Annotated in this window: 18 protein-coding genes and 2 rRNA genes; 11 read left to right on the forward strand and 9 right to left on the reverse strand. The window is 40.4% G+C overall.

All coding sequences use genetic code 11. The features are described 5' to 3' along the window. A 23S ribosomal RNA gene (locus tag FDK13_RS27200) occupies positions 1 to 2,681 on the forward strand; the annotation flags it as partial. A gap of 229 nt (positions 2,682 to 2,910) precedes the next feature. After that, positions 2,911 to 3,022, forward strand: a 5S ribosomal RNA gene (gene rrf, locus FDK13_RS27205). Between the two features lie 484 nt (positions 3,023 to 3,506). Here rrf and FDK13_RS27210 read toward each other — a convergent pair. Beyond that, positions 3,507 to 4,376, reverse strand: coding sequence for a cation diffusion facilitator family transporter (locus FDK13_RS27210; protein WP_137343181.1), 870 nt, complete (start codon positions 4,374 to 4,376; stop codon positions 3,507 to 3,509). A gap of 306 nt (positions 4,377 to 4,682) precedes the next feature. Between FDK13_RS27210 and FDK13_RS27215 the strand changes: the two genes are divergently transcribed. After that, positions 4,683 to 5,534: an NAD(P)-dependent oxidoreductase gene (locus FDK13_RS27215; protein WP_137343182.1), complete on the forward strand. Its 852-nt coding sequence runs from the start codon at positions 4,683 to 4,685 to the stop codon at positions 5,532 to 5,534. Between the two features lie 715 nt (positions 5,535 to 6,249). Here FDK13_RS27215 and FDK13_RS27220 read toward each other — a convergent pair. From FDK13_RS27220 to FDK13_RS27230, 3 genes are all read right to left on the reverse strand, one after another. Continuing rightward, positions 6,250 to 7,251, reverse strand: coding sequence for an aldo/keto reductase (locus tag FDK13_RS27220; protein ID WP_137343183.1), 1,002 nt, complete (start codon positions 7,249 to 7,251; stop codon positions 6,250 to 6,252). Between the two features lie 81 nt (positions 7,252 to 7,332). Next, a complete protein-coding gene (locus FDK13_RS27225; RefSeq protein WP_137343184.1) occupies positions 7,333 to 8,241 on the reverse strand; it encodes a helix-turn-helix domain-containing protein in 909 nt (302 codons plus the stop codon). Between the two features lie 219 nt (positions 8,242 to 8,460). Then, the gene (locus FDK13_RS27230; RefSeq protein ID WP_137343185.1) at positions 8,461 to 8,844 is read right to left on the reverse strand and encodes a VOC family protein; all 384 of its coding nucleotides are present in this window, start codon (positions 8,842 to 8,844) and stop codon (positions 8,461 to 8,463) included. A 254-nt stretch (positions 8,845 to 9,098) separates the two neighbouring features. Between FDK13_RS27230 and FDK13_RS27235 the strand changes: the two genes are divergently transcribed. The 4 genes from FDK13_RS27235 (at position 9,099) to FDK13_RS27250 (ending at position 13,738) form a co-directional block, all read left to right on the forward strand. Then, the gene (locus tag FDK13_RS27235) at positions 9,099 to 10,151 is read left to right on the forward strand and encodes a sensor histidine kinase (RefSeq protein WP_170982930.1); all 1,053 of its coding nucleotides are present in this window, start codon (positions 9,099 to 9,101) and stop codon (positions 10,149 to 10,151) included. Next, positions 10,148 to 10,840 carry a LytR/AlgR family response regulator transcription factor gene (locus FDK13_RS27240; protein WP_137343187.1) on the forward strand — a complete coding sequence of 231 codons (693 nt, stop codon included), beginning with the start codon at positions 10,148 to 10,150 and terminating at the stop codon, positions 10,838 to 10,840. The genes FDK13_RS27235 and FDK13_RS27240 overlap by 4 nt, the downstream gene beginning before the upstream one ends. Before the next feature lie 156 nt (positions 10,841 to 10,996). Further along, complete coding sequence (locus tag FDK13_RS27245; RefSeq protein WP_137343188.1) at positions 10,997 to 12,376, forward strand: DUF3500 domain-containing protein; 1,380 nt, start codon at positions 10,997 to 10,999, stop codon at positions 12,374 to 12,376. Positions 12,377 to 12,391: 15 nt separating this feature from the next. Beyond that, the gene (locus tag FDK13_RS27250; RefSeq protein WP_229216233.1) at positions 12,392 to 13,738 is read left to right on the forward strand and encodes a HupE/UreJ family protein; all 1,347 of its coding nucleotides are present in this window, start codon (positions 12,392 to 12,394) and stop codon (positions 13,736 to 13,738) included. 68 nt (positions 13,739 to 13,806) lie between these two features. On the opposite strand, the gene FDK13_RS27255 is transcribed toward FDK13_RS27250, so the two are convergent. Further along, positions 13,807 to 15,906, reverse strand: a complete 2,100-nt coding sequence (locus FDK13_RS27255; RefSeq protein WP_137343189.1) for an outer membrane protein assembly factor BamB family protein — start codon at positions 15,904 to 15,906, stop codon at positions 13,807 to 13,809. Between the two features lie 193 nt (positions 15,907 to 16,099). Between FDK13_RS27255 and FDK13_RS27260 the strand changes: the two genes are divergently transcribed. After that, positions 16,100 to 17,053: a bifunctional helix-turn-helix transcriptional regulator/GNAT family N-acetyltransferase gene (locus tag FDK13_RS27260; RefSeq protein WP_137343190.1), complete on the forward strand. Its 954-nt coding sequence runs from the start codon at positions 16,100 to 16,102 to the stop codon at positions 17,051 to 17,053. Positions 17,054 to 17,440: 387 nt separating this feature from the next. Beyond that, entirely contained in the window at positions 17,441 to 17,719 is a 279-nt protein-coding gene (locus tag FDK13_RS27265; protein WP_137343191.1) for a hypothetical protein, read from the forward strand. 58 nt (positions 17,720 to 17,777) lie between these two features. Here the strand turns inward: FDK13_RS27265 and FDK13_RS27270 are convergent, their stop codons facing one another. The 3 genes from FDK13_RS27270 to FDK13_RS27280 form a co-directional block, all read right to left on the reverse strand. Then, complete coding sequence (locus FDK13_RS27270; RefSeq protein WP_137343192.1) at positions 17,778 to 18,125, reverse strand: hypothetical protein; 348 nt, start codon at positions 18,123 to 18,125, stop codon at positions 17,778 to 17,780. Between the two features lie 122 nt (positions 18,126 to 18,247). Further along, positions 18,248 to 20,437, reverse strand: coding sequence for a response regulator (locus FDK13_RS27275; protein ID WP_137343193.1), 2,190 nt, complete (start codon positions 20,435 to 20,437; stop codon positions 18,248 to 18,250). A 128-nt stretch (positions 20,438 to 20,565) separates the two neighbouring features. Then, positions 20,566 to 21,261 carry a LytR/AlgR family response regulator transcription factor gene (locus FDK13_RS27280; RefSeq protein ID WP_137343194.1) on the reverse strand — a complete coding sequence of 232 codons (696 nt, stop codon included), beginning with the start codon at positions 21,259 to 21,261 and terminating at the stop codon, positions 20,566 to 20,568. A gap of 174 nt (positions 21,262 to 21,435) precedes the next feature. On the opposite strand from FDK13_RS27280, the gene FDK13_RS27285 reads away from it, so the two are divergent. Further along, positions 21,436 to 21,981 carry a hypothetical protein gene (locus tag FDK13_RS27285; protein WP_137343195.1) on the forward strand — a complete coding sequence of 182 codons (546 nt, stop codon included), beginning with the start codon at positions 21,436 to 21,438 and terminating at the stop codon, positions 21,979 to 21,981. A gap of 488 nt (positions 21,982 to 22,469) precedes the next feature. Beyond that, on the forward strand, positions 22,470 to 23,537 hold the full coding sequence (locus FDK13_RS27290) for a fatty acid desaturase (RefSeq protein ID WP_137343196.1): 1,068 nt from the start codon (positions 22,470 to 22,472) through the stop codon (positions 23,535 to 23,537). Positions 23,538 to 23,578: 41 nt separating this feature from the next. Here FDK13_RS27290 and FDK13_RS27295 read toward each other — a convergent pair whose 3' ends face one another. Beyond that, complete coding sequence (locus FDK13_RS27295) at positions 23,579 to 24,892, reverse strand: Fic family protein (RefSeq protein ID WP_137343197.1); 1,314 nt, start codon at positions 24,890 to 24,892, stop codon at positions 23,579 to 23,581. Positions 24,893 to 25,031: the final 139 nt, after the last annotated feature.

The following is a 25,031-nucleotide window of genomic DNA, read 5'->3' on the forward strand; positions in this document are numbered from 1 at the left end:
CGGGGGGCGAACGTGGGGAACTGAAACATCTAAGTACCCACAGGAGAAGAAAATAATAATGATTCCGCAAGTAGTGGCGAGCGAACGCGGAAGAGCCCAAACCGGCCTGGTTACGGCCAGACCGGGGTTGTAGGACTCACCAAGTGTATAACAATTGAACTGGAATGGCGTGGGAAAGCCAACCATAGAGGGTGAGAGTCCTGTACAGGTAAGAGCGTTATATGAGTGAGTATCCTGAGTAGGTGGGGACCGGAGAAATCCCCTTCGAATCCGGCGGCACCATCCGCCAAGGCTAAATACTCCTGAGAGACCGATAGTGAACGAGTACCGTGAGGGAAAGGTGAAAAGTACCGCGAGCAGCGGGGTGAAATAGAACTTGAAACCATGCGCTTACAAGCGGACGGAGCCTGGGGCGCAAGCCTTCGGGTGACGTCGTGCCTTTTGCATAATGAGCCTACGAGTTACGGTCACTGGCGAGGTTAATTCATTTAAATGAAGGAGCCGAAGCGAAAGCGAGTCTGAAATGGGCGATTAGTCAGTGGCTGTAGACGCGAAACTTGGTGATCTACCCTTGGTCAGGTTGAAGCGCTGGTAACACATCGTGGAGGACCGAACCGGTAAACGTTGAAAAGTTTTCGGATGAACTGAGGGTAGGGGTGAAAGGCCAATCAAACTGAGAAATAGCTCGTACTCCCCGAAATGTTTTTAGGAACAGCGTCGTGGTTGAGTCATGGTCAGGTAGAGCTACTGATAGGGCTAGGGGGAGTCAAATCCTACCAAACTCTGACAAACTCCGAATGGGCTATGATATACACGGCAGTGAGGGCTGGGGTGCTAAGGTCCCAGTCCGAGAGGGGAACAACCCAGAGCATCAGCTAAGGTCCCAAAATATATGCTAAGTTGAACTAAGGGGGTCCGACTGCAGAGACAGCCAGGATGTTAGCTTGGAAGCAGCTATACATTTAAAGAGTGCGTAACAGCTCACTGGTCGAGCGGGGCGGGCATCGATAATAAACGGGCATCAAGCATATTACCGAAGCTATGCGATAGTAATTTATTACGATCGGTAGGGGAGCATTCTCACAGGGGTGAAGGTTWGGCGTAAGCYGGGCTGGACTGGTGAGAAAAGCAAATGTAGGCATAAGTAACGATAATGCGGATGAGAAATCCGCACACCGAAAGACTAAGGATTCCTCCGCTATGCTAATCAACGGAGGGTTAGGCGGGGCCTAAGGTATAGCCGAACGGCGATTACCGATGGACAGCAGGTTAATATTCCTGCCCCTGCGTTCAGTGTGAAAGAGTGACGGAGCAGTGTGGTATGTACGTACTGACGGAATAGTGCGTTGAGCATAGCCTACGGGCGAAGCGAACATGCGAAACAGCTTCCAAGAAAAGCTTTTGAAACATCAGCTGAATGCAGCCCGTACCGTAAACCGACACAGGTAGTCGAGAAGAATATTCTAAGGTGCTCGAGTGAATCACGGCTAAGGAACTCGGCAAATTAACCCTGTAACTTCGGGAGAAGGGGAGCCTCCTCGCAAGAGAGGCCGCAGAGAAATGGCCCAGGCGACTGTTTAGCAAAAACACAGGGCTCTGCCAAAACGCAAGTTGACGTATAGGGCCTGACACCTGCCCGGTGCTGGAAGGTTAAGAGGGGATGTCAGCCGCAAGGTAAAGCATTGAATCGAAGCCCCAGTAAACGGCGGCCGTAACTATAACGGTCCTAAGGTAGCGAAATTCCTTGTCGGGTAAGTTCCGACCTGCACGAATGGTGTAACGATCTGGGCACTGTCTCGGCCGTGAGCTCGGTGAAATTGTAGTAGCGGTGAAGATGCCGCTTACCCGCCACGGGACGGAAAGACCCCGTGCACCTTTACTATAGCTTTGCATTGTTTTCGGGTCAGGGATGTGTAGGATAGGTGGGAGGCTTTGAAGTTGCGTCGCCAGGCGTGATGGAGCCAACGTTGAAATACCACCCTTCGCTGGCCTGGGATCTAACTGCTCAAAGAGCAGGACCGTGCATGGTGGGTAGTTTGACTGGGGTGGTCGCCTCCAAAAGTGTAACGGAGGCTTCCAAAGGTCTGCTCAACACGCTTGGTAACCGTGTGTGGAGTGCAATAGTACAAGCAGGCTTGACTGTGAGACCGACGGGTCGAGCAGGTGGGAAACCAGGGTATAGTGATCCGGTGGTTCTGTATGGAAGGGCCATCGCTCAAAGGATAAAAGGTACGCCGGGGATAACAGGCTGATCTCCCCCAAGAGCTCACATCGACGGGGAGGTTTGGCACCTCGATGTCGGCTCGTCACATCCTGGGGCTGGAGAAGGTCCCAAGGGTTGAGCTGTTCGCTCATTAAAGTGGCACGCGAGCTGGGTTCAGAACGTCGTGAGACAGTTCGGTCCCTATCTGTGGTGGGCGTAGGAAGATTGACGGGGGCTGCCCTTAGTACGAGAGGACCGGGGTGGACCCACCGCTGGTGAATCGGTTGTCCCGCCAGGGGCATGGCCGAGTAGCTATGTGGGGAATAGATAAGCGCTGAAAGCATCTAAGTGCGAAACTAGCCCGAAGATGAATCTTCCACACAAGGGTCGTTGTAGACTACGACGTTGATAGGCTGCAGGTGTACGTGTAGAAATACATTCAGCTGAGCAGTACTAATTACCCAACAGCTTGCACAATCTTTTCTCATTCTCTTTTGCTTCCAATATGACATGAAATTCAATGAGTGAATTTTGAATGAGTGAATAAATGAATGACTGCATCGGCAGCCACCATTCAAAACTCTATCATTCGGCCTCAACTCTTCTCATACCACAAATCAACAGAAAATCTTGTTGGTGGCTATTGGAACGGTCTGGGGCGACACTCGCTTCAACTCTTCTCATACCACAAATCAACAGAAAATCTTGTTGGTGGCTATTGGCTCGGTGTTCACCTCTTCCCATCCCGAACAGAGAAGTTAAGCCCGGAACCGCCGATGATACTTGGGTCAAACCTGGTAAAGTAGGTAGCCGCCACAATACTATTAAAATCAAAAGACCATCTCGAAAGGATGGTCTTTTTTTGTTGTTCACCTCTTCGGCGATGCGCAGTCCCAAGCCTGCGCGGCGCGGTATAATCGGATCAAGTCGAAAACTCGTGGAGTGCATAGGATTTTTCTAGGTTTGTATTTTTAATCAAACCTATTTGTTTTGGAGAGTTTCTTACCATTATTCAGTTCTTATTACCTGAATTTATTCTTGACTGGCGTCTTTGTGAATTTTGAATTAACCTATGCATCGTGAAGACGGTACTTTTCACGTTCACATCGTTATCTGAGCAACGAAGCTAAAGATCTCTAATAGTGTTTTGTACAATAGGATAGTTTTATGGAAGTAATGTCTTGTACACCAATATCGTGATTGCCAGACTGGATATTGGAACTCTCAGTCTACTCTTCATCGTATCATTATAAATGAAAAAATATTCTTAATCTGATGCTTCATTGGTTCAAAAGTTTCCGGATTATTCAAAAGGCTCAATATGAATAAGAACAAATTCTATTTCCGGAATTTCCAGCTGTAACTTGTCTTTAAGTCTGTGAGCTAACAGGTGCCCTTGTTTTACTGAAATATGGGCATCCACGGTTGCATGTAAATCAACCAGATATTTCATTCCTGATTTTCTGATCAGGCACTTTTCCGTGCCTAAAATGCCGTCAACGGTTAATGCAATTCGTCTGATTTCTTCAATTAAATCTTCATAAAGATTTTCATCCATAATCTCTCCAAGAGCCGGTCTGAAAATTAAATAACTGTTGTAAAGAATGAAACCAGATGCGAAAAGTGCCGCCCAGTCATCGGCAGATTCGTAACCTTTTCCAAATATAAGTGCAATGGAAATTCCGATAAATGCAGCTACTGAGGTAATTGCGTCGCTTCTATGATGCCAGGCATCTGCTTTTAAAGATGAGCTCTTAGTTTCCACACTTTTCTTCAGCACCAGTCTGAACGAAATTTCTTTCCAGACAATTATCGCTCCTAAAACTAAAAGTGTGAAGGGTTTGGGTAAACCATGTGGGGTGCGAATATTTTCTATGCTTTCATAGGCAATCACAACGGCAGAAGTGATCAAAAAACCAACGACAAGAAATGTAATCAACGGCTCAGCCCGACCGTGTCCGTAGGGGTGATTTTTATCGGCAGGACGACTGGCATATTTAATTCCGAAGAGTACCAGAAGGGATGAGAAAATATCACCTGTTGATTCAATAGCATCAGCAATAAGCGCATAAGAATTACCGAAATAACCGGCCAAACCTTTTATAATTGCTAAACTGGTATTACCAATAATACTAAAATAGGTTGCGTTGACCGCCTTTTCTTCGTTTGTCATTACTTTTGTGGCGGTTTAGTTTAAGCGTAGAAAAATTCGGATTTCAAATACAAAATTATATGATTAACAGGGAATTTTTCTCATCCCGACAGATTTGTTTGCCCCAAAATGTAAAATGGAATGATAACCTCTTTCAAATAGATAAACCATACCGCTAACCAGTTTACAAATGCAACCAATGCAGTTTTCACTTCCAATGCGATTGACGGAATTGCACCCGCCTATGCGCGCAGCTTCTTTTTTACCTTACAGTTTAAATTGTGATCATTATGATTTAACTTCAAAAATCTCAAACAGAGCAAAATCATGAATAACACAAAAATAGGTTGGATAGGTCTTGGGAAAATGGGAATTCCTATGTCCCGGCAATTAATCAAAGCAGGATTCCCTGTAACCGTTTTTAACCGGAGTAAGAATAAAGAAAAAGATTTGAAAGAGGCCGGGGCAGAGATAGCTTCTACTCCGGCAGAACTAATTCAGCAAACGGATGTGATAATCATGATGGTATCGGATGATCAGGCGATCCGTGATATTTTTAGTGGAGACAAGGGACTTTTAAGAGCCGGAACGCATGGTAAAATCATCATCAATATGAGCACAGTTTCTCCCGCGATCAGTAAAGAGTTTGCCGGCTTGTGTAAAAATCAGGAAAATGATTATCTGGATGCTCCTGTATCTGGCAGCGTAAAACAGGCTGAGGAAGGACAGCTCGTCATAATGGTCGGTGGTGACGATGAGATATTTCAAAAGGTGAAAGCTGTGTTGGAAAAACTGGGAAAACTCGCAATACGTGTAGGCGATAGCGGTGCCGGGAACTCGGCCAAACTGGCAGTTAATACCCTACTTGGATTCCATGCTCAGGGGCTTGCCGAAGCTGTGATTTTTGCCAATAAAAACGGAATATCTACCGAAGATTTAATGACAGTCATCAACAACAGTGCCATAGGAAATGTGTTTGGTAAAATCAAGGGAGAAGCGATTATCAATGACAATTACCAGGCCGCTTTTGCCTTGAAACATATTGCCAAAGATTTACGTCTGGCAAAAGCTGAAGGGCTGGATACACCTTTGGGTGAGACGGTTTACAAAACTTTTCAGCAAGCGGAATCGGGTTTTGGAGAAGAAGATATAATTGCAGTGATTAAACAGTTGAAGTAAGACCCGTTTGTAAAGCCGGTGTGTTAAGTAAGGTAACCTTATTAGGTTTGTAAAAATAATTTCCGGAACGTATGTTAATTACAAGTGCGCTCTTTTAAAATACTGATTAACAGTTTTACATATGAAGTTTGCATAAAATTGAAAATGCCAGCAAAACAGTTGCACCTGGCAACAGGATAGTTAATATTTTTGAAGACTTTGCCATAGCCTTATCTGTTTAAAATTGGAAACCTAACGTCATCTGGCATGAAAAGCGGTCGGCGCTGCTAATGCCAAAAGCTGAATTTTATATGATGAATGCTATGAGGTATAACTCAGTGAAATTGCTGGCGCTAAGTTTCGTCACCAAACGACATTAAGTTTCATATTACAAGATATTGCATTCTTAAAGCCCGTGAAATGGCTCAATAATGGGATTGATTGTATATTAAAACGATATTCTTGATTACCACTTTCTATATTCCAACACCTAATTCTAAATATTTTCAATTCAGGATTTTCGCAATTCGTGCAATCAGATAATGTTTTTACATTTTCTTTATGATAACAAAATTGCAGTATAATGACTGGAAATGAAATGGTTAAACCGTGCATTGTGATGTACTAATTATGGTTTTAACAAAAATGTAAGGTTTTGGTTTTAAGTGATATTATACGAAAAAGCGCAAACAGAAATAAATCTGTCTGCGCCTGTAAAAAATTCAAATCCGGCGAATTAATTATTTACCAGTTTCATAGAGCCTTCGTTGTATCGTTCGCCGGTATTGGGATATCGTGCTATTAATTCATCAACTGTTTTCAGGTCGTCAGCTGATAAATTAACGTCAACTGCACCGGAATTTTCTTCCAGATATTTCCGTTTTTTTGTACCCGGAATTGGAATAATATCCTCTCCCTGAGCCAATACCCACGCAAGTGCCAATTGGGCCGGTGTACAGTTTTTACCGGCCGCAATTTCCGCAAAACCACTTACGAGCTTTGCATTATTGTCGGCATTTTCCTGCTGATAACGCGGTAATGATTTGCGAAAATCATCGTCGGCCAACGTGTCAAGATCCAATTTGTTTGTAACAAGTCCTCTTGCCAAAGGAGAATAGGGAACAAGCGAAATACCAAGCTCACGTATTGTTGACAATATTTTACCTTCGACATCCCGCGTCAGTAAAGAATATTCGCTTTGCAATGCAGCAATCGGGTGTATTGCCTGCGCTTTGCGGATAGATTCTGCCGACGCCTCACTCAATCCAAGATAACGCACTTTTCCTTCTTTAACCAATTCTGCCATAGCGCTAACAGTTTCTTCGATTGGTACGTTTTTATCAACTCTGTGGGCGTAATAAAGGTCGATAGTATCTATTTTTAACCTTCTCAGACTTTTTTCAACCGCCACTTTTATCCATTCGGGAGATCCGTCAAAATAGGTTCCGGCGGCATTGCTTGGACCTGCAACGTCGTCTTTGAAACGGAATCCAAATTTGGTGGCTATAAAAATTTTGTCCCTGTTTGGAACCAGTACTTTTGATACAAGTTCTTCATTCAAACCATTGCCATACATATCGGCCGTATCCCAAAAATTAATGCCCAAATCCAGTGCTTTGTGCAATGTGGCGATACTTTCGGTGTCGTCAGTAGGGCCGTAAGCAAAGCTCATACCCATGCAGCCCAGCCCCAGGGCTGAAAGTTTTTCTGCTGTTGTTCCAAGATTTCTGTACTTCATAATTCCTGATTTTTGTTGGAACAAAATTAACAGAACCGGCCATGAATTATTCTAAAATATTCAAACAGATATTTGTAAAATTCAAACAGTCGGATTTCTTATTTCACCGGGGGGGACGCCAATATGTTTTTTGAAAAAATTGGTAAAATAGGCAGGATATTCAAAACCCAGACTATAAGCAATTTCCGAAATATCCCAGTCGGTATGTTGTAATAATGCATGAGCTTCACGGGTTATTCTTGAAGCAATATGTTCTGTGGTAGTTTTTCCCGTAGTTTCCTTTACCGACCGGTTCAAATGGTTAACATGCACTGAAAGATTAAGGGCATAATCGTTTGCCGTTTTCATTTTCAGAGCGGCTTCCGGCGTATCGATAGGGAATTGTCTTTCAAGCAGTTCAATAAAAAGCGAAGTGATCCTGGAAGATGCATTTACATGTTTCTCAAAATTTTCCGCAGGATTCATTTTCATGGCTTCATGAATGATCAAATGAAGATAATTTCGCAGCAAACTGTACTTATGCGTGTATTCGGAGGCAATTTCACGCATCATTTTTTTGAAAATGCCCGATACTTCTTCCAATTGCAAGTCATCAATAAAAAATATGGGATTTCCTCCGATTTTGAATAAAGGTGATTCTTGTAAGCTTTGATTGCGTTCATCCGGTTGCAGAAAGGCCTCGGTAAAAAGGCAAAACCAGCCTTGTTGTATTTGAGATTCAGCCTCCCAGGAATAGGGTACCACGGGATTTGAAAAGAGGAGCGCAGGTCTGTCAATAGCGATCCATTTATCTGCATAATGTAGTTTTCCTGTGCCAATAATAAGAGAAACTTTATAAAAATCACGGCGACTGTATGGTGTAATGACAGCACAGGATTCTCGTGAAAAAACATTGAAATGCCCTGCGCCGGCATTGTTCATGGGCAGACCAAGTCGGTTAGCTGCTGGCACACGACTGTAAAATTCCTGAACAGTTTCTGAATTAGTCATTGTTTAAAGTTATAAAAATCAAACGTGGGAGGGTAATGTATCTGGTATTTTCTTGCTCGCAAATTTATTACTAAAAGTCAGTTTTAAAATTACAAGCTCCTAAAATATTCCTAAGAACTTATTTTACGGAAGGTTTTCTTCTGGCGGATTTGCTATGGAAGAGAAAGTTCAATTAAGTTTTAGAGGACACAATCCATACTTATTTAGAACGTATGCGTATTATACTTCATTTCTTCGATGTTGATAAAGTCCCCATAAATTTCCGTAAGGATCACTGAATTGGGCTGTGATTTCAGGTAAATGTTTCCCCACTTCTTCCGTTATTTTTCCGCCGTTTTTTGTTATCAGCTTCATGGTAATATTGATATCATCCACCATAAGCGATATCATTAAACCAATTTCTGTGCTTGCTTTTCTGTCTGTAATCCAGGTTCCGCTTACTTCACCGGCGCCATCATCAAAGGAGACGCTTCCGTCATCGCGGCGACGTATTTTCCAGCCAAAAACGGTTTCATAAAATGCAGATGATACATCTACATCATCCGAAGGGATTTCAATGTAACAGACTTTTCCGTTTGCGAAAGTGGGATGTGTATTTTCCATTTCCAGATTTATAAAGATTTTATAATATGCTGAATCACAGAAGAAATATAAAGATTTAATTTGTCTTTTTGGGATTAAAAATATTGAAATGCGTGCTCAGTGATTTTATTGCTATTGAAAGTGGTAACTCCGATAGCAGTTTTATCTTAAATACCGTCTTTCGCCCTCAGATTTATAATATTGATCACAATTTTGACATGCTGAACATTCTTTCCGGTAACTTGTAATTTATTAAGATAAAGTTCTGAATGAAAATGGCGCAACCTAAAAACCAATATCTGTATCACATTCTGGGATGTCTTGCATTTCTCGTTTTGCCGCTTACCTTATCTCCCAGACCGCCCGAAGAGGTTGGCTTTTTTTTATCCAGGCCAACGCAAAGGGACTTTGTAGTGAACTTGCTGATGCTGGTTTTTTTTTATATCAATTATTACATCCTGATACCAAAGGTTTATTTCAAAGAAAAATACCTTATTTATTCGTTATGCCTCGCTGCTGGTTTTGCGTTGCTTTTATATTTTCCCTCCTTTGTTACAGGCAACTTTTTTTGGCAGGATCATCCCGGCAGAATGATTGTTCCGAATTCAGCGAATGGTCACTTTATGCCTGCAAGACCTGCTGGCAGTGTCTTTTTTGAAGAAGTAAAACATCATATTTATCTGTTTGCCGTGGTTGCTCTTTTTTCAATTTTATTGCAGGTCAACAGTCGTTTATTGCAGGCGGAAAAGGAACGGCTTGCGGCGGAACTGGCACATCTGAAAGCGCAGATTCATCCGCATTTCTTATTCAATACGCTCAACAGTATTTATGCCCTTACGATCAGAAAGGATGATAAGGCGCCGGATTCAATTGTGAAACTTTCGGAATTTATGCGCTATCTGTTAAAGGATGCCAATGAAAATGAAGTTTTCGTACATAAGGAAATCGCGTATATTACCAATTATATCGACTTGCAGATTTCACGTTTAAGAGATTCTGTCAAGCTGAATTTCGCGGTAAACGGAACGGCAAAAAATCAGAAGATTGCTCCGCTTTTACTTTTTTCATTTATTGAAAATGCATTTAAGCACGGTGTAAACCCGGATGAAGATTCGGAAATTGATATTCAGGTTGATATAAAAAATGAATCTGTTTATTTATTGGTGATAAATAAAAAAGTAACGATCCGGAATAAGGAATATTCAACCAATATCGGTCTGGCGAATACAAAGGAGCGTTTGCATCTTTTTTATCCCAATAAACATAAGCTGCAGATTGACAACAATGCTGAATTTTTTAAAGTTGAACTTGAAATTGAACTGACATGATCACGGCGATGGCATTGGATGATGAACGACCTGCCTTGGAAGTGCTGGACGCATTTTGCAGTCAGGTTAATTTTATTAATCTCAAAAGAACGTTTTCAAAGACCGGTGAAGCAAATCTTTATCTGGAAGAAAATCCGGTCGATCTCGTATTTCTGGATATTAATATGCCGGCCGTTTCCGGAATAGATTTTTACAAGACAATGCCGCATCCTGCCATGGTAATTTTTACTACTGCTTATAATGAATATGCGGTTGAAAGCTATGAACTTGATGCAGTGGATTATCTGCTGAAACCTTTCACGTTTGACCGGTTTTTGAAGGCAGTCACCAAGGCACAGGGTTTGCAAAAATTACATCAGCAATCGTCAGATAATCAGGAAAGGTATCTCTATTTCCGGGTCGATTATAGTCTTGTAAAAGTGGCCATAACCGATATTATTTTTATTGAAGGACTGGATAATTATCTTAAAATTCATTTAACCGGACAAAAGCCAGTTGTTGTAAGATTAACGATGAAGGCAATTTTGGAAAAACTTCCTGAAAAGGGTTTTCTTCGTGTGCATCGTTCCTACATTGTTTCTCTTGACAAAATTATTCTGGTTCGAAACAAGATCATCAAAGTTGGAGAAGAGGAAATTCCACTTGGAAGTAGTTTTGAAGAGGGATTTAATGCGGTGTTTGGCATTTAACTATTTGTCTGTTAATCCTTAAATGACATTTTCGAAGGCCGCTTTTTTATTTAACCGGCCATTCACCACAACAATCTACCAGTTCACCACAAACATTTGATGAAGGAAAAAAGTACTGCGTTATAGGTTTATATCTGATCACCTAATTTCATTTACATGAAAGCGCAACGATTTTCGTCCAAATTATTACTATTATTCTTTTTCGCTTTTTTCATTTGCTGCAAGTCAAGTACGGATGACGATGTCACTTCTGAAACTGCTGCAATTACGGCTTTAACATGTACTTCTGCCACTTTTTCATCCACCGCAATTAACGGATCAGCGTATACCGGAACGGTTACTGTACCTTATACTGGCGGAAATGCAGTGGCTTATAGTGCTGGTTCTGCAATTTCTTCTACCGGTGTAACAGGTCTCACTGCTACTTTACAGGCAGGAACATTAGCGTCCGGTGCAGGAAATCTGGCTTATACAATCACAGGGACACCGACTTCGGTAGGGACGGCAATTTTTGCAATTACTTTTGGAAGTATGAGCTGTAATATTTCCTTGACAGTTTCGGCTGCTACAACCAGTACTGTCGATTGCAGTACGGCCACAACAACGGTTGCAAAAGTTGTTTGTGCGGTTGAGGCATTTAAAGCAACACTTTCTGCAACGCAGCTTGCAACCGTTCAGATCAGTCTTACAAAGGCAAATGCTATAAAATGGTCAAACCTTCCGGGGGGAGTTTCAATCCGTAACGGAATTGAATTCAGTACGTTGAGTGCAACCCAGCTGGCTGCGGCAAAAGCCGTGATTGCGGCCGCATCCGGTACTACGTCTAATGATGGGTACGATGAATTTAGCCAAATTAATGCAGCTGATAATGTTTTAAATTCCAAAGCAGGAAGCGGGTATGGTTCAGGATTGTATATCATTGCATTTTTGGGGACGCCAAGTGTGACAGGAACCTGGATGCTGCAATTTGGTGGCCATCATTATGCTCAGAATATAACGTACAACGCCGGAGCTGTGGCCAGTGCAACGCCTTCTCATCAAGGAATTGAACCAAAAACCTGGACTACCGGAACAACTACTTATGCGCCTTTGGCTGTTGAACACGATGCGATGGCTGCAATGCTGGCGTCACTTTCAACAGCTCAGCTGGCATCTGCAAAATTATCAACAACTTTCAGCGATGTTTCTTTGGGGCCGAATAAGGATGGACAATTTCCAACTACCAAACTGGGTGTTGCCGTTAGTACATTAAGTGATGCCCAGAAACTTCTGGTACTGGCGGCCATGAAACCGTGGACAAATGATGTAGATGATGCAACAGGCATTGTAAATCTCAAACTTTACGAAAACGAGCTGGCAGGAACATATATTTCCTTTTCCGGTAATGCCACGCTTGCCAATAATGCAGATTATGTTCGGATTGATGGGCCAAGTGTATGGATCGAATTTGTTTGTCAGTCAGGCGTGGTTTATCAAAATGAAATTCACTATCACTCTGTGTATCGTGATCATACACGGGATTATAACGGGCTGTAACAATTGCTCAGCAATATGAATAAATCCATTTCAAACATCAGTCGCCGGTATCAGCGACTGATGTTAATGCTTCTGATTCTGTTTTGTATTTCGGGAAATGTGTCAGCGCACCCGATGCCAAATTCCGTTGTATTTCTGGATATACAGCCTGGTAAAGTCTTTGCAGAATTACAACTTCCTTTAAATGAGCTTGAACTGGCATTCGGGCATCAGGTAAATCAGCATCCGGAAGCACTTGTAAGCCGACTCTCACCCGAACTGAAATCTTACATTATCAGTCATATTCACCCGGTGAGTAAAGATGGAAAAACGTGGACCGTTTCCGTTGAGGATCTTTTGGTACAAAAAATTCCGGCCAGCGCCAGCGGGCCTTATTACGAGCTTCATGCGAAAGTTTTAATGATTCCATCGCAAGGTGAAAGTACTAGAGAATTTGATCTGAACTATGATGTGATCATACATCAGGTCGTTACCCATTTTGCTTTGATTTCAGTCCGTCAGGATTGGGAAACAGGGCTTTATGGAGAAAAACCGGTTGAGCTTGGTGTAATTTCCCTGGATATTCGGAGCAATACCATTTTTCCGTTTAAAGTAAATCTGGCAGAAGGCGGGATTTGGAAAGGATTTAAGCAAACCGTAGTTTTGGGTATGCACCACATCGCTGAAGGAACGGATCATTTATTATTCCTTCTAGTACTTTTACTTCCGGCGCCTTTGCTGGTCAATCGCAAACGTTGGGGAACATTTGGCGGCTGGCGTTACAGCTGGGTCCGGCTTTTAAAAATTGTAACAGCCTTCACAATCGGTCATTCGCTTACGCTAATTGCAGGCGCCTTAGGTCTGTTTACTTTTCCTTCGCAGATGGTTGAAATTGTGATTGCTTTTTCCATTATTATTTCAGCCATTCACGCTTTTCGGCCCGTTTTTTCAGGAAAAGAGGCCGTTGTAGCGGTGGGTTTTGGATTGATCCATGGCATGGCTTTCGCGGGAACACTCGTCAATCTGGATCTTGATATATACCATTTAGGACTGAGTATTCTGGGATTTAATCTTGGTATTGAACTGATGCAGCTTTTTGTAATTGCCGCCGTATTTCCCTGGCTGATTATTTTAAGCAAAAGTAAACTTTATTCAATTATCAGGATATCGGGTGCCGTATTTTCTACCATTGCGGCGTCAGGATGGATGGTGGAAAGAATAACACAGAATCCCAATTTTATAACGGTATTAACGCAAAGAATAGTAGGTCACGCGCCGTGGCTCATTTTATTTGTTGCTGTTGCTGCAATTGCAAGTTTGTCAATAAATATTGTTTCAAAATTCAACCGGAAAAACGAATTTTCAAAAGCTGTTGAAACATAGTTTTGCCAATAGTCTTTAAAGCTAAATGATTACGCAGCAAAAAGTCAAATTTTAATTTAAAACCGCTGTTAAGGTAAAGCAAAAGAAACAAACGGATCACCTGATTTTGTATTAAGCTTTCCGCCGCCGCAGGCAATGACAATGTACTGTTTGCCATTTACGGAATAAGTGCTCGGCGAGGCGTAACCGGCAAAAGGGAGTTTGGCACTCCATAGAATGTTACCGGTTTCCTTGTCAAAAGCCCGGATATATTCGTCTTTGGAAGCGGCAATAAACAGCAATCCGCTTGCCGTTACCAGCGGACCGCCATAATTATCTGTTCCGGTTGGATTTATTCCTTTGGCTGTCAGTTCTTTATATTCCCCTAGCGGAACCTGCCATTTTCGTTGCCCGGAATTTAAATCTACGGCAGTAAGCGTTCCCCAGGGCGGCTGACTGATCGGAAATCCGTTTCTGTCATACCATCGATTATAGCCTGTATGCTGGTATGGAACTTCACTTTTTTGTGTTGATGTAATTTCTTTTTCAGATTTTTTACCAAAAATAAAATCGACAATGGACGTTCTTTCCGCTTCTGAAATATGCGAGAAAGATGGCATCATGCCCCGGCCTTTTAATAAAAGCTGATGAACTTGTTTTTGATTTAATCTTTTGTCGATATTGATCAAAGAAGGATAGGAGCCGTCGTGATTTCCATTGCTGTCTGCTCCGTGACAAGCTGCGCAATTGAGCTGATAAAGTCTGGAAGTACCCGCTGTATTTTCATTGGTTGAAGGTTTTTTGACCAGAGAAGTGTAAACCGGAATTTCTTTGGCCGGGACATACAAAATTCCTTCATTATCTGCCGCTGCGCCTCCCCATTGTGCACCTCCGTCAGTTCCTGGATAGAAAATGGTCATGTCAAAACCAATCGGAATATAAGGGCTTCCCGTTCTTGCTTTGCGGATGAGCCCGGCGAGCGAATCCCTGTCTGCTACAAACGGATTAAGGTCTTTTTCGGTAAAACTTTGACGGGTAAATGGTAAAGGAAGAGTTGGTATCGGCTGCGTGGGATTTGGCTTTTCACCTGGAACTCCATCCATTGGAAATGCCGTTTCTTTGATCGGAAATAACGGTTTTCCATTTTCCCTGTCAAAAACAAAAACATAACCCTGCTTGGTAATTTGCACAACGGCATCGACTTTTTTTCCATCATGTACTACCGTTACCAGGTTAGGCGGACAAGGCGGATCGCGGTCCCAGATATCATGATGCACCAATTGATAATGCCAAATCATTTTTCCGGTTTCAGCATTTAGCGCGAGAAGACAATTCGCATAAAGATTTTTTCCGGGCCTGTTGCCACCATAAAAATCGTAAGCTGCCGAACCCGTTGGGATATAGACAATCCCCCGTTTTCTGTCGATAGCCATGCCGGCCCAGGAATTTGCCCCGCCGATATTTTGCCTTGCCGGTTGTTTCAGCCAGGTTTCATAACCCGGTTTGCCTTTTTCCGGAATGGTATGAAACGTCCAGATTTTCTTGCCTGTCATTACATCAAATGCGCGGATATCTCCCAGCAGGGCAGTTTCAGATTCACTGACCCGGGTTCCGGTAATGATCAGATTTTTGAAGATCGTATTTGGTGTGTTGGAAAGTACATAATCATCCGCGCCGGGGCGTTCTATGCCTTCTTTCAGGTTTATTCTTCCATGCTGTCCAAAATTTTCAATTGGTTTTCCTGTATTGGCATTTAATGCATAAAGCCATTCCCCCGCTCCGAAAAAAATCCTTTTATCTTCTTTGTCTGACCAAAAAGTTACACCACGACTGGTGGTTCCGCCGTTATCGGATAGGTTTGTTTTCCAAAGCTGCTTTCCGGTAACAGCGTCAATAGCAAACGCCTGGGTTTCGGCGGAAACGCCATACAAAATGCCTTTTATAATGATGGGATTACACTGCATCTGTGTCCGGTTTCCGGCAGTATCAGAACCTCCGGAATGATAGGTCCAGGCAACTTTAAGCCGAGTTACATTTTCCTTATCAATCTGTTTTAAGGCAGAGAAATGATTTCTGTCACCATTTCCATTGTATTCCGGCCAATCTTCATCCGGAATATCTGGTATTGAAATAAAAGCGCAGACCATTATTGTCAGTATGGATACCAGAAAAATAAGGTACGTTTTCATTTGCAGGTGGAATTTTATTTGAAATTAGTCAGATAACTTTTTGATATACAGAAAATTGAGACGCGATAGTAAAGCACTACTTCGCCGATAAATTTAAAAGATCAGTAATGAGAAATTATAATATCTAAAAATAAATTAACAGCTATTATAATTTTCCTTAAATTTGCGTAATCAGTTACGTAATTAATATTATATGGATTTTTTCAATCATATCGGCAAAATGGCTTTAGGCAGCAGGCTTAGAATGCTGACAGAAAAGATAACAGAAGATGCAGCTCAAATTTATAAGTTGTACGACATTGATATGCAGCCAAAATGGTTTCCGGTGTTTTATGTTTTATCAAAAGGAGAAGAAAAAACGATCACGGCTATTGCCCGGGAAATCGGGCATTCGCATCCTTCGGTGAGTAAGATTATTAGTGAAATGTCAAAAAAAGGTTTTGTCACGGAGAAAAAGGACGAAACCGATGGCCGCAGAAATGTGGTTTGTTTATCAGAAATAGGAATGCAGGTTACGCATCAGATTGAAGATCAGTATGTTGATGTTGCAAGTGCCATTGACGAAATTGCAGCGCAGACGCGGAATGATCTGTGGAAAGCGATAGAAGAATGGGAATTTGTTTTGGAACAAAAAACACTGCTAAGAAGGGTACAGGAGCAGAAAAAGTTACGGGAAAGTAGCCAGGTGAGAATTGTGGATTACCGGCGTGAATATCAACTAGCTTTCCGGAATTTGAACCAGGAGTGGATTTCTGCTTACTTCAAAATGGAAGAATCAGATTTCAAAGCGCTTGATGATCCGGAAGGTTATATTTTGAATAAAGGTGGAAAAATTCTGGTCGCTCTTTATAAGGAAGAACCACTGGGAGTATGTGCTTTAATCAAAATGGACGATCCTGATTATGATTTTGAACTTGCCAAAATGGCCGTTTCTCCCAAAGCTCAGGGAAAAAGTATCGGCTGGCTTTTAGGTCAGGCCATTATTTCAAAAGCAAAAGAACTGGGTGCATCGAAGATTTATCTAGAAAGTAATACGATTCTGAAACCTGCTATTAATCTATACCATAAACTTGGTTTTCAGAAGGTTGCGGGCAGGATCACGCCTTATGAACGCTGCAATATCCAAATGGAATTAATTATAAAATAGCTACTGCATATAAGTATGAACGACAAAGGAACCTTTTATTCGGTAACGAGCGGCTTGGTGCTCCCTGTACCTCCTAAAGAACGGCTGGAGATGCAGTCAAAAATCTGATCGGGTTAGATATTTTTGTTGCTAATAATATTATCTAAAAGTATTGTACATATCACAATGGGAATGATTTGTTATCTTTTAAATTTCTCTTGTTTTAACCAAATATAGTAAAGATAAAATTGTATTTTAATAAGTAATGTTTAGGAAATCTGCTTAAAGTTCTAGCAAAAAAATGGCAGACTAAGGTTTTTAAAATTGCTTTCTTTTTACAAAAAGATAGTTTTGATTTGCTTGTGATTAGTCCGATTTAGCTATTAATTTTCAGTAAAAATATTTCTCATGGAACTCAGCGTTAATGAAGAATTAGTTCAGCCTAAACTTCCAATACCCAAAAATGAGATGGCAGGGATCATCAGCCTTTCCGAACTGGATATGGATTTTTCCGATCCTCACACTCACTTTAAAGATCTTGCACTTCCGGCACTACTGACGGAGGTACGGTTATGGCTTTGGACTGGCTTGGTAAAACACCTTATCGAAAGTCTGAAAGGTAATTTGAGTATTACATCCGTGCCGGGAGAAGGAGATGTTTTTTATGTTGAATTACCGCAGAACTAAACAGAGTGTTCCGGATTCCGGAACACTCTCTGGGACTTATTTAGTTTAGGTTATTGTTTTAATTTACTGTTAGCCAGGAAGATTCGTTTTGTGCTAACACCGGAAGCTTTTCCTTGTAATTACTTCTTGGTGTGAAGATTTCGTTTGTTAAATTTAGTGATGAAAGTGTAACGCCTCTGACTGACCGAAACTCATGGTAAGAGGAAAGTGAACCTGTTTTCCAGCCTTCTTTATTTTCTCCTGCTTTAAAAAAGGTTTCCATTAAACAAAAGAATATGTATCCCTCCGGTGTTTCTCTGATGGCATAAGCGTAGTAATCGTCTCTGCTGTTGCTATTTTCGTAACGTATTATTTTTTTATTATTCATTGCTTCCGAGAATAGACTAAAATATTCCTGGTTTGTCATTCCAAATCGTTTTCGTTGAACATCGTACCGTTTTGAAAAACTTACGCTTTTAAAGATGAGATAGATTTTTAATACTTAAATTTTTTATCTTTTTCTTATTAAACGGTTGGGGAAATGTTCTGTCAAAGTGTTAAGTAAAATTGATTTGCTTCCAGGATTGCTTCATTCCCGATACGTATTACGTTCGTTACCGACGTAGCAAGTGTTTCTTTATCAGGATTTTCACTTTCAATTATGTCCAGGTTTTCGCTCAAAAGGTTGTCAAGGCCCATGATAGAAATACTGGTTTTCATGTTGTGGCCAATGCGTTTAAGATTTTCGTTATCCTGATTTGTAAATGCCTCAGACAGTGCGGATAATTCTTTTGGAAGTAAGGTTATGAATTGTTCAGTGACCAGTTTTTCATAATCACGGTCGCCCTTGCTGATTTCTTTCATGTAGTGCAGGTTGATAACTAGGAAGTCATTTTCAAGGTCAGACTTTTCTTTTTTGAAAGATCGGATAGAAAAAATACTATCTGAATATCGGTTTATCATGTCAATCAATGCACTTTCCCGTACCGGTTTTGACAGATAATCATTCATCCCCAGAGCCATGCATTTTTCGCGTTCACCAGCCATTGCATTGGCAGTCATGGCTACAATCGGAATATCAAGTTCCAGTTTTTGCCGGATATGGTGCGCCGCCGAATATCCATCCATTTCCGGCATTTGGATATCCATAAAAACAAGATCGAAATATTCATTTTCAATAAGCTCAATAGCTTTTTTTCCATTTCCAGCGATTGAATAATGCATATTCCATTCTTGTAAAAAACGTGACATCAATCCCTGGTTAATTTCGTTATCCTCAACGATAAGTATCTTAAGATCAGGTTTGAAATTGGGTAAAATGACGTTGTTTTCAGAAATGGTATTTTTATTTTGACCAGCCGGTTTTCTGTAAGAAATTGAAAAAGAAACTTTTGTGCCTTTACCCGAGCTGCTTTCCACGTCAATATTACCATGCTGCAAGTATACCAGATCTCTCACAATGGATAAGCCCAGGCCTGTACCGCCGTATTTTCTGGTAGTGGAATCTTCTGCCTGACGGAACCTTTCAAAGATCGTTTCGAGCTTTTCAGTCTCAATGCCAATGCCGGTATCGGAAATACGAAATCCGATCAGGATCGCTTCTGAACTTTCCGTTTTTTTATAAATATCAAGACTTATACTGCCTTTTGAAGTAAACTTGACGGCATTTCCGAGAAGATTTACCAGGATTTGGGTCAGTCTTGTTGCATCACCTGAAAGCGTTTCCGGAATGTCAGTTGCTATGGAAATAAACAGTTCTAAATTTTTCTCCTCGATTTTGTGGTGAAACATTGCTGTTACAGCATGAATAACAGCTCTGATATTAAATGGCGCCATTTCAATCCGCATCATACCGGATTCAATTTTCGATAAATCCAGAATATCATTCACGATAGATAATAGCGTTTCGCCGGATTTGTGGACTGTACATACATGAAGCATGGTTTCTTTATCCAGATTTTTCCGTTGTAATAAATGTGTATATCCCAATATGGCGTTCAGAGGCGTACGGATTTCATGACTCATATTTGCCAGGAAATTCTCTTTTATTTGTGCAGCTTCTTTTAATTTCTTTTCGCTTGTATTAAGCTGATTTATCAGTTCTGCCTGTTTTTTCATTCTGTTTACGATAATTAGAAAAACAGCTGTAAATAGAAATAATACTAATAAGATGATATAGTAATTCCAATCCAAAACGCGCTGCCCGCTTTTATCAACATATTTAATTTTTTGAGCCAGGGCTATTCTGCCGCTGGTATCAATTTTATGGGTAAGGTTTGTGATCGTTTCTGACAGTTTAAGCCCATGATCCGTTGCCAATATGTTTTCTGAGGCGGGCCGTCCGGCGCGATAAAAGCTATCAACCATTTGATGGCTGAATACTATTTTCTGATTGATCAGTGCATCCAGTTCCTGCATGTATTTCAATGAAGCAATCTCTCCATCGGTCTTTTTAAGGTTATCCAGATCTTCCCTGACCTTTATAATCCCTAGTTTGAAATCCTTTATTTGGGTTGAATCTCCGGTAATTACAGCGGTTTTTGTTTTGTTATCCAAAAGAAGAAGATCTTTCTGAAGCCTGACCAGTTCATTGCTGACTTTATATTCCTGCAATAAATTTTCATTGCTGCTGATCAGTTCCTTCACGTTGTTACTGGTTATATACTGGACCAAAACAAGTGTTATTGTTCCAATAATAAAGCCGGTAATAATGTAATAAAGAAGCGTCCTGATTCTCATTGTATTAAATCATGAAAAGTAATTGTACAGCTGATTTTAAAGTTATAACGAACGTTGAGGTATAGCAATAGCCGAAAGATGGAAAGGGTATTTCAGCAGTTGATACGGTAAAAAGGAACCGCAAAGTGTTATAAAATTTTTAGTCGCTGGTTGAGAGCAGCCCTGTATGTGTCGGCAACAGGAATCATTTTACGGTTGATGATCAAAGTGCCGCCCTCGATGGTATCTATTTTTCCAACCTGAATAATAAATGAACGGTGAACGCGCAGGAATTTACTTTCGGGAAGTTTGCTTTCTACTTCTTTTAAGGAAGAATGTACAGAATAAAATTTTTCGGAAGTGTACAATTTTACATAGTCACCCATGGCTTCTGCAAAGAGAATTTCATCCAGTTTCAGGCGCCGAACGATGTTGGAATCGCGGATGAAAATGAAAGAATCTTCATCCTTTTTTATAATCTGCTTTTTGCTTTTATGAATTTCCCATGCTTTTTCAATAGCTTGTAAAAACCTGACAGTAGTAACTGGTTTTGTAATATAATCTGCCACGTGCAGCTCGAAAGCTTCTGCTGCATAATCTTTTTTTGATGTTGTAAAAATGATAATCGGATGCTTTTCTCCCAGACTTTTCACCAGTTCAATGCCGCTCATACCTTTCATTTCAATATCCAATAGCAGCAAATCGACAGGCATAGATGTAATGGTACGATACGCCTCCATGGCATCCGCGCATTCTCCCGCAAGAATAAGTTCGGGATTTTGTTTTACCAGTTGTTTCAGAGTTGTTCTGGCAATAATGTTGTCGTCTACAATCAAACACTTCATAGCAGCGTGCGGTATTTATCCATGAAATAATTTCATACAAAGTACGCATTATAAAGACACTTTGACGCTGTTCAACTATGACTTTTGCCTTTCTGCCTATTTGCTGTTTCGTGGCTTTCTTTTGGCAGTTAGCTTTGGATTATTAATTCACTTTCAACTTAAAAAAACAGCACAATGAAAAATTTAATCGCACCCGCCATTGTTTTCGTATTCGCCGCAGTTACTGTGCCGTTGCATGCACAATCCTTAGCGAAAGCAGATAGAAAAGAATTGAAAGCAGAAGCCCGCCAGGAGCGCAAGTTAGAAGCGGATGATGTGCGTACTGCTTCAAAAACCCGCTTTCTTGAAGATTTTGGAAATGTAAATGATGTGAAATGGGTTAGAGGAGTTCAATTTGACGAAGCCACTTTCACTTTAAATAATCAGTTGACTACTGCCTTTTATGACTTCAACTCAGAGTTGGTGGGTACAACAATGATCAAAAAATTTGCAGATATACCTGCAAATGCCCAGAAGGAAATCAAAAAACGTTATAAAGGTTACACGATAGGAGCGGTTATTATGTTTGACGACAATGAATCCAACGATACCAATATGTACATGTATGGTAACCAGTTTGAAGATGCTGACCACTACTTTGTTACAGTGGCAAAAGGTAAATCTGAAATTATTTTGAAAGTTGCTGCGGATGGGGAAGTTTCGTATTTTAAAGAAGTCTAGGTATTACTTTTCCCTTCTTGAATCAATAATCCTGCGATTTTTTAGTCGCAGGATTATTGATTTATAGCACTTTCAGGAATATTAGGTTTACGAAAAGTTACTACGTGTATTACCAAACGTTAATATTATAGTAAGAATAAATACTTGTTAATTTGAGATAATTTCGAATGCCGGGTGAAAAACAGGAAGTAAAAGTATATCTTTCAGCTTCTGACTAATTATGAGTAGAATAAGCAATAAAAATCTTTTATTCGAGTTTGATTAGTATTAGAACTTTGAATTGTGCAAGTTGGAAATGTTAAAGAGGGGCTGTTTTACAGGAGCAAAAGATTGGCGAAGAATAGACTTAAAATTACGATATCTGAATAATTACGTTGGAATAACCCGTTTTGAAAATTTAGTTTTATATCAAGTGATTGATCTGCTGCCATTTTTCAAGACAGTCGGCAAAGAATAGGACTGTTAATACTTTTAAATATAATAACTCAATGGCATTTTTGGATCACGTATTACAAACCCCCTCTTATGGATGGAAGGATGATGAAGGCAATTTAATTAAACCGGATGCAGGTCAGATTTTTAAGGAATTTTTTGCAAAACTTAACGTTTTTGGAGATCTAAAGAACTGGCTTCCGTTTTTTAGCTGGCTAAAAGTTTTATGTCTTGCCCCTTTCTTTTTTCTGTTTATTTTTCAGTTTTTCAGTTTTCCTTTATTGGCAATTGCTTTTGTATACAGCATGATAATCATGGGGACGCATGGTACCATCTGGCATCACAGATATTGCACACATGGAGCTTATAAGTTTAAAAATAAATTTTGGCGTTTTTTTACACAGAACCTGACAATCAACGTGATACCGGAAGAGATTTACGTAATCTCTCATCATGTTCACCACGCAAAATCTGATCAGCCTGGCGATCCTTACAATGCAGAAGCAGGTTTTTTATACTGTTTTTTAGCCGATGTAAATCACCAGCCGATCGCAAAAGATTTGAGCGAAGCAGATTATGACCGGGTCAAATTATTGATGAAACACACGGGTGTAACAGCAAATACTTATGCGCAATATTTGAAATGGGGCTCTTATGTAAATCCGGGCCGGGCTGTTCTTTCATGGGTGCTGAACTGGGCATTCTGGTATACTACCTTCTATCTTCTAGGCGGACATGCGCTTGCTTGTACACTGTTTGGTGCGGCAGGATTCTGGGCAGTTGGCGTTCGTACATTTAACTATGAAGGTCACGCAAAAGGAGAGGATAAACAACAGGAAGGTGTAGATTATAACTTTAAAGATAAGTCGATCAATCAGTTATGGCCAGGTTTGGTTGCGGGTGAGTGGCACAATAACCATCATCTTTTTCCAAAAAGTGCAAGAAGTGGTTTCAAACCTTATCAGATTGACATGGCTTTTTATTATATTAAATTCATGAGTCTTACAGGTGCAGTAAGCTCTTATACTGATTCAAAAAAACAATTTAATCAGCAGTATTATTTACCGTATTTGGCTAAGAAAAAGGCGGTTGTGAAGTTTGAGGAAAAGGTGGAAGTGGAGTAGGGAATTCTTTAAAATAACAAATATAAAAATGAAGAATGCGGTTATGCATTCTTCATTTTTTGTTCTATAAAGTCTTTGTGGCGTTTTAATTCTTCGTTGACTATTGTGTTGATTTCGTCTTCTGTTAGCTGGTCCTGATAATTTTTTTCTAATGTTTGGTTAGTTCTTTCGTTTCTAACGATATATGTGTTACTATTTAGCATAACATCTATGTTCGTAAAGAAGTCGAAATTTCCATATTCAGAATGTCTAAATACTTTGTAGGAGGCTGAAAAGCCAAACGTAGTTATATCGAAATTGATTTTATTCTTGACAATGGGAATCGCAGTTGTAATATTATCACTGGCATAATCAGTTGCACGAAGAAAACGCTTTGTTTCAATGTAAAATGTATCGAATTTTTTGCACCCCTCTACAAAGTTTAGTATTAGCGGTACAACTGATTTGTCATACAATTCATAAATCAACTCAACTGTCTTTTCCACTTCCTGATTTCCTCTGTTCAACCTCGCTTCCAAAATCGCTAATTCCTTATCCAAATCATCCGGTTCTTCGATACTTTCACCTTTCGCGCCACGTATCATTATTTCAAGAGAATTTACCAGATTATCGGCAATGTAGTTTACGAAGGCTTCGATCAGCCCACTATCAGCCTGTCTTAAAGCAAAAAAGTATTTATTTTTCTCTTCTGTTTTAATAATGACGGGTGGAAACTGAAATTGCATTAGAATAAAATTCATCAGAATCCTTGCTGTTCTACCGTTTCCATCGTCAAAAGGATGAATTCTGATAAAGCGATAATGAAATTCTGCTGCAAGTAAAATCGGATTGACGTTATTTTGACTGCTTTTATCACGATACCAGTCGATCAATTCGCCCATCATGGCTGGCGTTTCTTCGGGTGTAGCGAAACGGAAAATTTCACCTGTACTTGTCAAAACGTGGTTAGGCTGACTTTTATATTTACCAATTTCCACACGTTTTGTTGTGGGCAACCCTTCTGCTGTAATGGCATTAACCGTGTAAGATTCCTTTAATAAAAGCGAATGTATTTGACGAATAAAGGATTCCGTCATCGGATATTCTCCCTTGATTATATCCAGAATCCACTCAATCGCCTCATTATGTCCCTCTATTTCAATATGATCTTTTAAAGGCTTTCCTTGCGCAGTCAGGCCAAAAAGTATTAATGCTTTCGTTTCTCCGTAGGTAAGTGAATTGCCTTCCAAATTGTTGGAATGGTAATTCCAATCAAGCCGAAATTTTTGCATTATCTTTAATTCCTGCGCTTTGCTGATTGGTCTTAAAGAATCAAGTTGTTCTTTAAGTTGCAAAGCTTTTTCTATTGATCCCATTGGCAATACTATTGTTTTATGTAAAGCTATTTAATCATAGCGCATAAATTAAGAAATGCCGGATAATTTTTGAGAATCTGTAACCTGAATGTGAAAGAGAAATATTGATCTATATCAAACAGATTAATGATAAAATTAT

Source organism: Dyadobacter frigoris (assembly GCF_005280585.1).
Lineage (GTDB): Bacteria > Bacteroidota > Bacteroidia > Cytophagales > Spirosomataceae > Dyadobacter > Dyadobacter frigoris.

What these genes read in the sequence shown, in the direction of transcription:
- FDK13_RS27210 (WP_137343181.1), bottom strand. Translation starts at nt 4,376, where the DNA reads ATGACAAACGAAGAAAAGGCGGTCAACGCAACCTATTTTAGTATTATT.
- FDK13_RS27215 (WP_137343182.1), top strand. Translation starts at nt 4,683, where the DNA reads ATGAATAACACAAAAATAGGTTGGATAGGTCTTGGGAAAATGGGAATT.
- FDK13_RS27220 (WP_137343183.1), bottom strand. Translation starts at nt 7,251, where the DNA reads ATGAAGTACAGAAATCTTGGAACAACAGCAGAAAAACTTTCAGCCCTG.
- FDK13_RS27225 (WP_137343184.1), bottom strand. Translation starts at nt 8,241, where the DNA reads ATGACTAATTCAGAAACTGTTCAGGAATTTTACAGTCGTGTGCCAGCA.
- FDK13_RS27230 (WP_137343185.1), bottom strand. Translation starts at nt 8,844, where the DNA reads ATGGAAAATACACATCCCACTTTCGCAAACGGAAAAGTCTGTTACATT.
- FDK13_RS27235 (WP_170982930.1), top strand. Translation starts at nt 9,099, where the DNA reads ATGGCGCAACCTAAAAACCAATATCTGTATCACATTCTGGGATGTCTT.
- FDK13_RS27240 (WP_137343187.1), top strand. Translation starts at nt 10,148, where the DNA reads ATGATCACGGCGATGGCATTGGATGATGAACGACCTGCCTTGGAAGTG.
- FDK13_RS27245 (WP_137343188.1), top strand. Translation starts at nt 10,997, where the DNA reads ATGAAAGCGCAACGATTTTCGTCCAAATTATTACTATTATTCTTTTTC.
- FDK13_RS27250 (WP_229216233.1), top strand. Translation starts at nt 12,392, where the DNA reads ATGAATAAATCCATTTCAAACATCAGTCGCCGGTATCAGCGACTGATG.
- FDK13_RS27255 (WP_137343189.1), bottom strand. Translation starts at nt 15,906, where the DNA reads ATGAAAACGTACCTTATTTTTCTGGTATCCATACTGACAATAATGGTC.
- FDK13_RS27260 (WP_137343190.1), top strand. Translation starts at nt 16,100, where the DNA reads ATGGATTTTTTCAATCATATCGGCAAAATGGCTTTAGGCAGCAGGCTT.
- FDK13_RS27265 (WP_137343191.1), top strand. Translation starts at nt 17,441, where the DNA reads ATGGAACTCAGCGTTAATGAAGAATTAGTTCAGCCTAAACTTCCAATA.
- FDK13_RS27270 (WP_137343192.1), bottom strand. Translation starts at nt 18,125, where the DNA reads ATGACAAACCAGGAATATTTTAGTCTATTCTCGGAAGCAATGAATAAT.
- FDK13_RS27275 (WP_137343193.1), bottom strand. Translation starts at nt 20,437, where the DNA reads ATGAGAATCAGGACGCTTCTTTATTACATTATTACCGGCTTTATTATT.
- FDK13_RS27280 (WP_137343194.1), bottom strand. Translation starts at nt 21,261, where the DNA reads ATGAAGTGTTTGATTGTAGACGACAACATTATTGCCAGAACAACTCTG.
- FDK13_RS27285 (WP_137343195.1), top strand. Translation starts at nt 21,436, where the DNA reads ATGAAAAATTTAATCGCACCCGCCATTGTTTTCGTATTCGCCGCAGTT.
- FDK13_RS27290 (WP_137343196.1), top strand. Translation starts at nt 22,470, where the DNA reads ATGGCATTTTTGGATCACGTATTACAAACCCCCTCTTATGGATGGAAG.
- FDK13_RS27295 (WP_137343197.1), bottom strand. Translation starts at nt 24,892, where the DNA reads ATGGGATCAATAGAAAAAGCTTTGCAACTTAAAGAACAACTTGATTCT.